Annotated in this window: 4 protein-coding genes; 2 read left to right on the top strand and 2 right to left on the bottom strand. The window is 74.0% G+C overall.

What is annotated here, in order from left to right; all coding sequences use genetic code 11:
• Positions 1 to 134 precede the first annotated feature (134 nt).
• Positions 135 to 1517 carry a M64 family metallopeptidase gene (locus ACFWWQ_RS14275; protein ID WP_384595317.1) on the bottom strand — a complete coding sequence of 461 codons (1383 nt, stop codon included), beginning with the start codon at positions 1515 to 1517 and terminating at the stop codon, positions 135 to 137.
• Between the two features lie 360 nt (positions 1518 to 1877).
• Entirely contained in the window at positions 1878 to 3164 is a 1287-nt protein-coding gene (locus tag ACFWWQ_RS14270) for a cytochrome P450 (protein ID WP_384595314.1), read from the bottom strand.
• 286 nt (positions 3165 to 3450) lie between these two features.
• Between ACFWWQ_RS14270 and ACFWWQ_RS14265 the strand changes: the two genes are divergently transcribed.
• Complete coding sequence (locus ACFWWQ_RS14265) at positions 3451 to 4818, top strand: FtsW/RodA/SpoVE family cell cycle protein (RefSeq protein ID WP_384595311.1); 1368 nt, start codon at positions 3451 to 3453, stop codon at positions 4816 to 4818.
• A complete protein-coding gene (locus tag ACFWWQ_RS14260; protein WP_384595308.1) occupies positions 4815 to 6269 on the top strand; it encodes a penicillin-binding transpeptidase domain-containing protein in 1455 nt (484 codons plus the stop codon). Before ACFWWQ_RS14265 ends, ACFWWQ_RS14260 begins: the two co-directional genes overlap by 4 nt.
• Positions 6270 to 6411: the final 142 nt, after the last annotated feature.

Raw genomic sequence — 6411 nt, 5'->3', positions numbered from 1 at the left:
GCGCGGCCGCCGGGGGGGGGCCCCCCACCTATAACCCCCGGGGGTGGGGGGGCAAAAACCCCGGGGGGGGGGGGCGGGCCCGGGGATTTACCCCGGGGGGCCCCCCCCCCCCGCCGGTCGTACGGCTCAGCCGCTCAGCCCGTGACGCGCCAGCTCAGTTCGGTGGTGAGAAGGGAGCGCAGGGACGGGTCGCGGACCGCGTCCGTGGCGTCGGTGGCGCGGGCGGTGACGGTGTGCGGGCGGCCGTCGGCGGGGACGCCGAGGGCGGCGGGGCGCACCGTGGTCGCGCCGCGCGCCGCGCGGGCCTCGCGGCCGTCGACGTACCAGTGCGGGACGGCGCCCGGCAGCGGGGTGACACGGAGCGAGCCGCTCCGGGCGAGCGGACGCCCGGTGGGCACCTCGGCGGTCAGCGTCTTGGCGTGGCGGTGGAACCCGGCGATCATCGCCTCGCGGCCGGGGAGATTGAACTCCTGCCCCAGGGTCCGCATGATCGAGTTGTCGGTGGGGCGGTTGAGCCCCTTCTCGTAGTAGCCGCCGCCCTCGTACGCGCCGACCGTGCCGCCGTCCGGGGACTCCTGGCCCAGCCAGCGGTACCACTTCTTCTGCTGGGACTTCATCGCGTCCGCGCCGAGGGTGGAGATATTGGACTCGGTGGGCTCGGGGCCGGTGTAGGTGCCCTCCTGCCCGTAGTCGTACTCGTCGGCGAGCTTGCCCAGGGAGTGGCCGGTCTCGTGGACGGCGATCTGGTCGGACTGGTCGTTGTCGGACGAGGCGGTGGCGATGCCGTCGTAACCGACCTGCGAGGAGACGTCGTTGTACCCGGCGCCGCCGTACTTGGACGAGTGGCCGAGGACGACGACGAGATCGGCGGCGGGTGCCTTGGCGGCGTACGCCTCGACCTTCGCGGTGTCGACGCAGAGCAGCCGCTCGGTGCCGCTGCAGAAGAAGGCGGAGCTGAGAGCGGTGTTGCGGACGACGTCCTGGGTCGGGTCGCCGGAGACACCGGAGTCGTGGGAGACGGCGTCGACGGCCCAGACGTTGAAGAGCTTGGTGTACGAGGCGTACGGCTCGACGGCCGTCATCTTCTCCCACTTGGCACGGGCGGCCTTGTGGAAGTCCTCCTGCTGGTCGGCGGTGTAGCCGTCGCCGATGAAGACGACGTCGAGCTTGTCGGCGACCGGGCCGTTCTGGACGAGCGGGGTGACGTCGCCGTCGGCAGCGACGGCGGTGAGCGCGGCCGGGGCGAGCGGGGCGGAGGCGGGCACGGTGGTGTGGCGGGGGTGGCCGCCGGGCCCGGTGAAGTACTCGACGGGCTGCGCCGACCGGGCGGCCGGGGCCGCCGCCGGGGCCGGGGCGGCTCCGGCAGGCGCGGCGGCGGTCAGCGCGAGGGCGGCGGCGAAGGCCGCCCCGACGGCCGCGGCGGCGCGCAGGGGCGCGGGGCGCCGACGGCCGGGCGGGGTGCCGCGGTCACGCCCTGGGGCGCGGCCGGACGTACGGACGGAGGCGCGTATGCGCATGGATCGATCCTCCCAAGTCCCGCCGACCGTGCGACGGGTGGAGCCGGATGGGCGCGGCTCAATGTATGGCGCGGGGAGGGGTCGGGCAACGGTGGGCCGTCAAGCGGCCTGCGAGGAAGGCGAGTCGGCGGACGGGGTGGGGCGGTCCGGGGCTCCGGGCACGGATACGGATACGGATACGGATACGGATACGGCCCCGGATACGGCCCCGGATACGGCTCCGGGTACAGCTACGGCTCCGGCTCCGGCTCCGGGTACAGCTCCGGCTCCGGATACGGCTCCGGATACGCAACACCCCGGCGTGCCCGTCCGTACCGATGCCGGACGGGCGCGCCGGGGTGGGGCGCGCCAAGGTGGGGCTCAGCCGCCCAGTTGCACCGGCAGCGAGTCGATCCCGTACACGATGGAGAGCTTGCGGAAGCTCAGGTTCTCCGGTTCGACGGCGAGGCGCATCGTGGGGAAGCGGCGGACGAGGGCCGGGTAGGCGGCGCGCAGCTCCATCCGGGCCAGCTCGGCGCCGACGCAGCGGTGTATGCCGTAGCCGAAGGCGAGGTGGGAGGGGACGTTGCGGTCCGGGTCGAAGCGCTCCATGCCGGGGCCGAGGGCGCCGTCGCGGTCGGCGCCGCTCAGGGAGCACAGCACGACGTCGCCGGCGGCGATCCGCACACCGCCGATCTCCAGGTCCTCGCGGGCGAAGCGCGGGAAGGCGACCTGGACGACGGTGAGGTAGCGCAGCAACTCCTCGACGTACCGCTCGACGGCTTCGTCGCCGTCCTTGAGCGCCGCGAAGTGGTCCGGGTCCTGGAGGAGGACGAGGGCGCCGAGCGCCAGCATGCTCGCGGTGGTCTCGAAGCCGCCGGTGAGGACGCCGTCGGCGAGACCGGCCAGCTCCTCGTCGCTGACGGTGTCGCCGTGCTCCTTGACGATCATGCCGAGGAGGCCGTCGCCCGGGTCCTTGCGCTGCTTCTTGACGACCTCACGGAAATACGTCAGGGATTCCGATATGGCGCCGAAGGATGCGTTGGCGCCGCTGAAGAGGTCAAAGCGCGCGGCGCTCAGCCGCTCGAAATCCGCGCGGTCCTCATAGGGCACACCGAGGAGTTCGCAAATCACCAGAGAGGGTATGGGCAGCGCGAAAGCCTGGACGATATCGACCGGTTCGCCGTCCTTGCCGGCCTGCTCCATCGCGTCCAGCCGCTCCTCGATGATCTCGTGGATACGCGGGGTGAGGCGGCCCAGGCGGCGCATGGTGAATTCCGGGGTGAGCAGCCGCCGCAGCCGGGTGTGGACGGGCGGGTCGGCGAAGCCCAGACCGCCCGGGTTCTGCTCGGCCTCCGCGCCCGCCTTGCCGACGAGGTGGGTGAAGTCCGAGCTGAAGGCGTTGGCCTTGCCGAGCACCGCCTTGACCTCGTCGTAGCCGGTGACCAGCCAGACGTTCGCGGCTATCGGCACCGGAAGCCTGGTGATGGGCTCCTTCTCCCGGACGGCTCCCAGATCGGGCACCGGGTCGAGTCCGTCGCGCCGCAGCGGCATCAGCACGGATTCGGGCAGGAAGGACATCCGCGAGAGATCGAAGCCCTTCTTCCGCGTTCTGGCGAGATACAGGCGGCCGGCCCAGGCGATGATCCGGGAACGGAGTGTCGTCATGACGCTAATACTGCCTTTCGTCGAGGGGGACGGTCATCCGCACTCGGCGGCCCGGAGGGACCGAGGAAGCGCGGGGCGTCCGCCCGGCGTCCGCGGTGGTGCCGTACGCCGTAGGGGATGTCTTTCCGGCACCCCCTGCCCCTCGCTTGCGGCGGTCACGGCGCGGGTCCGTGACGTCGACCGGCATCGCCGGTCGCCCGCGGCCGGCGTGACGCGCTCGGCCCTTGTCTTTCGCGTCGAGTTTACAAAGCGCTCCTGGCGGCGCCGAGGGCCCAACGGCCCTGATATGCGTCGGGGACACCCCTGGAATTCCCCCGACCCCCCACCCGACCTTCATCCACCACTCCCGTACCGGCCGAGACAACACCCTGAACTTCCTTTACCAGGACGCCGGTTTCCGGTACGGAGTTGCCCGGAGTACGGACTCCGGTTCCGCGCGCCGAGGCGTACGCGTCCCCGCTGCCGGTACGCCGATCCGCTGCTGCTGCCGGTCGCCGTCCTCCTCAACGGGCTCGGTCTTGTCCTCATCTTCCGGCTGGACCTGGCGACGCCGGGCCACCACGCGGCACCGGCCCAGCTGGTCTGGTCGGCGGCCGGGATCGCGCTGTTCACGACGGCGGTCCTGCTGGTGCGCGACCACCGGAGGCTGGTGCGGTACGGGCCGGTGTGCGCGGCGCTGGCGCTGGTGCTGATGCTCGCGCCGCTGGCGTTCCCGGCGGTCAACGGCGCGAAGATCTGGATCCGGCTGGCGGGGTTCTCGATCCAGCCGGGCGAGTTCGCGAAGGTGCTGCTCACGGTGTTCTTCGCGGCGCGGCTCGCGGCCCACCACGCGGCGCCCCCGGCGGACGGCCCCGGCGCGGCGCGGCGCACGACGCTGCGGATGCTCCGCCCCGTCGCCGCGGTCTGGCTGCTGACCGTCGCGATCCTGGTCCTCGAACGCGACCTCGGCACCTCGCTCCTCTACTTCTGCATCTTCGTGGTGCTGCTGTACGTGGCGAGCGGGCGGCTGGGCTGGCTCGCGGTCGGGCTGCTGCTGGCGGGCGCGGGAGCGACCGCCGTCGCGGTGCTGGAGCCGCATGTGCACAGCCGGGTGGAGGACTGGCTGCATCCGTTCGCCGGCGTCGCGGCGGGCGTGGGCCCCGGGCAACTGGCGCAGTCGCTGTACGCGTTCGGGGCGGGCGGTCTGCTGGGCACCGGGCTGGGCCGCGGCGACTCGTATCTCATCGGCTTCGCCATGAAGTCCGACTTCCTGCTGGCGACGTTCGGGGAGGAGCTGGGGCTCGCCGGGCTGACCGTGCTGTTCCTGCTCTACGCGATCCTGGTGGCGCGGGGCTTCCGGGCCGGGCTCGGGCTGCGCGACCCGTTCGGCGGGCTGCTGGCGGTGGGCCTCGCCTCGCTCCCGGCGATGCAGGTCTTCGTCATCGCGGGCGGGGTGATGGGGCTGATCCCGCTGACCGGGATGGCGCTGCCGTTCCTGGCGCAGGGCGGCTCGTCGCTGGTGACGAACTGGCTGATCGTGGCCCTGCTGATCCGCCTCAGCGACCGGGCCCGACGGCCTCCCGGGGACGCGCCGGACGCCCCGGACGGGCTGCGGGACACGGCCGGGACCGCGGCGGTGGCGGTGGCCGGGCGCGCTCCGGAGGCGGGCCGGTGATCCGCTGCAGCCGGCACGCCGCCGCCTTCTGTCTGCTGCTCTTCGTCGCGCTGCTGGGCAACGCGGCGTGGGTCCAGGTCTTCCGCGCGCCGGAGCTGGCCGCCGATCCGGCCAACCGCCGGGCGCAGATCCTGCGGTACGCGGAGCCGCGCGGCGCGGTGCTGGTCGCCGGGCGGCCGGTGACCGGTACGCACGACAGCGGCGGGCGGCTGCGGCACGAGCGGACGTACACCGACGGGCCGCTGTACGCGCCGGTCACCGGGTTCTCCTCGCAGACGTACGGCACCTCGCTGCTGGAGCGGGCCGAGGACGGGGTGCTGTCCGGGACCGATCCGCGGCTGACGGCGTTCCCCTGGTGGGACGGGCTGACGCGGGCCCGGCGGCGGGGCGGGTCGGTGGCGACCACCATCGATCCGGCGGTGCAGCGCGCGGCGTTCACGGGCCTGGGCCGCCGGACGGGCGCGGTCGCCGCCGTCGAACCGCGCACCGGCCGCATCCTGGCGCTGGTCTCCACACCCTCGTACGACCCGGCCCAGCTGTCGGGGAACGGCCGGAAGGTGACGGCGGCGTGGCGGCGGCTGACCGGGTCGGCGCGGCAGCCGATGCTCAACCGGGCGATCCGGCAGACGTATCCGCCCGGGTCGGCGTTCAAGGTGGTCACCGCCGCGGCGGCGCTGGAGAGCGGGCTGGTCGACGACCCGGACGAGCCCACCGACTCCCCCGATCCGTACACCCTGCCCGGTACGGACACCGTGCTGGTCAACGAGTCGGACGACTGCGAGGACGCGTCGCTGCGGGAGGCGTTCCGGATCTCGTGCAACACGGTTTTCGCGCGGCTGGGGGTCGGCGCGGGGCTGGACACGATGGTGCGCACGGCGCGGGCCTTCGGCTTCGACGGGCGGGGGCCGCGCATCCCCTCCCCCGTCGCGCCGAGCACCTTCGACACGTCGATGGACCGGGCGCAGCTGGCGCTGTCGTCGATCGGGCAGTACGACACGACGGCGACGCCGCTCCAGATGGCGACGGTCGCGGCGGCGGTGGCCGACGACGGGGAGCGGGCGGCGCCCTATCTGGTGGACGAGGTGACCGACGCGTCCGGGACGGCGCTCGCCGCGCCGGAGCGCCCGGCGCCGGTCCGGGCGATGGGTCCGGCGACCGCCCGGCGGCTCCAGGAACTGATGGTGGACGTCGTCGAGCACGGCAGCGGGCACCGCGCCGCAATCCACGGCGCGGTCGTCGGCGGCAAGACCGGCACCGCCCAGCACGGCGTGCACAACGAGGGCACCCCCTACGCGTGGTTCATCTCCTGGGCACGCCGCGAGGACACCGCCGAACCGGCGGTGGCGGTCGCGGTGGTCGTCGAGGACGCGGCGGCCGACCGCACCGAGATCAGCGGCGGCGGCAGCGCCGCCCCGATCGCGGGCGCGGTGATGCGCGCTGCGCTGCGGTGAGGGGGCGGCGGGCACGGGGCCGGGCGCTCCCCCGGACGGCCGGGGCCGTCCCACGGCGTGCGGCCCGGGCCCGTCGCACCAGGCGGCAGGCCCCGGTCCCCCGTGCGGCCCGGGCCCGTCGCCCCATGCGGCCCGGCCCCTT

The sequence above is a fragment of the Streptomyces sp. NPDC059080 genome, from assembly GCF_042739975.1.
GTDB classification, from domain to species: Bacteria; Actinomycetota; Actinomycetes; order Streptomycetales; family Streptomycetaceae; genus Streptomyces; species Streptomyces benahoarensis.
Note: the sequence above shows the minus strand (reverse complement) of the source record. Positions and strands in the feature narration are given on the sequence as shown.

What these genes read in the sequence shown, in the direction of transcription:
- ACFWWQ_RS14275 (WP_384595317.1), bottom strand. Translation starts at nt 1,517, where the DNA reads ATGCGCATACGCGCCTCCGTCCGTACGTCCGGCCGCGCCCCAGGGCGT.
- ACFWWQ_RS14270 (WP_384595314.1), bottom strand. Translation starts at nt 3,164, where the DNA reads ATGACGACACTCCGTTCCCGGATCATCGCCTGGGCCGGCCGCCTGTAT.
- ACFWWQ_RS14265 (WP_384595311.1), top strand. Translation starts at nt 3,451, where the DNA reads ATGCGTCGGGGACACCCCTGGAATTCCCCCGACCCCCCACCCGACCTT.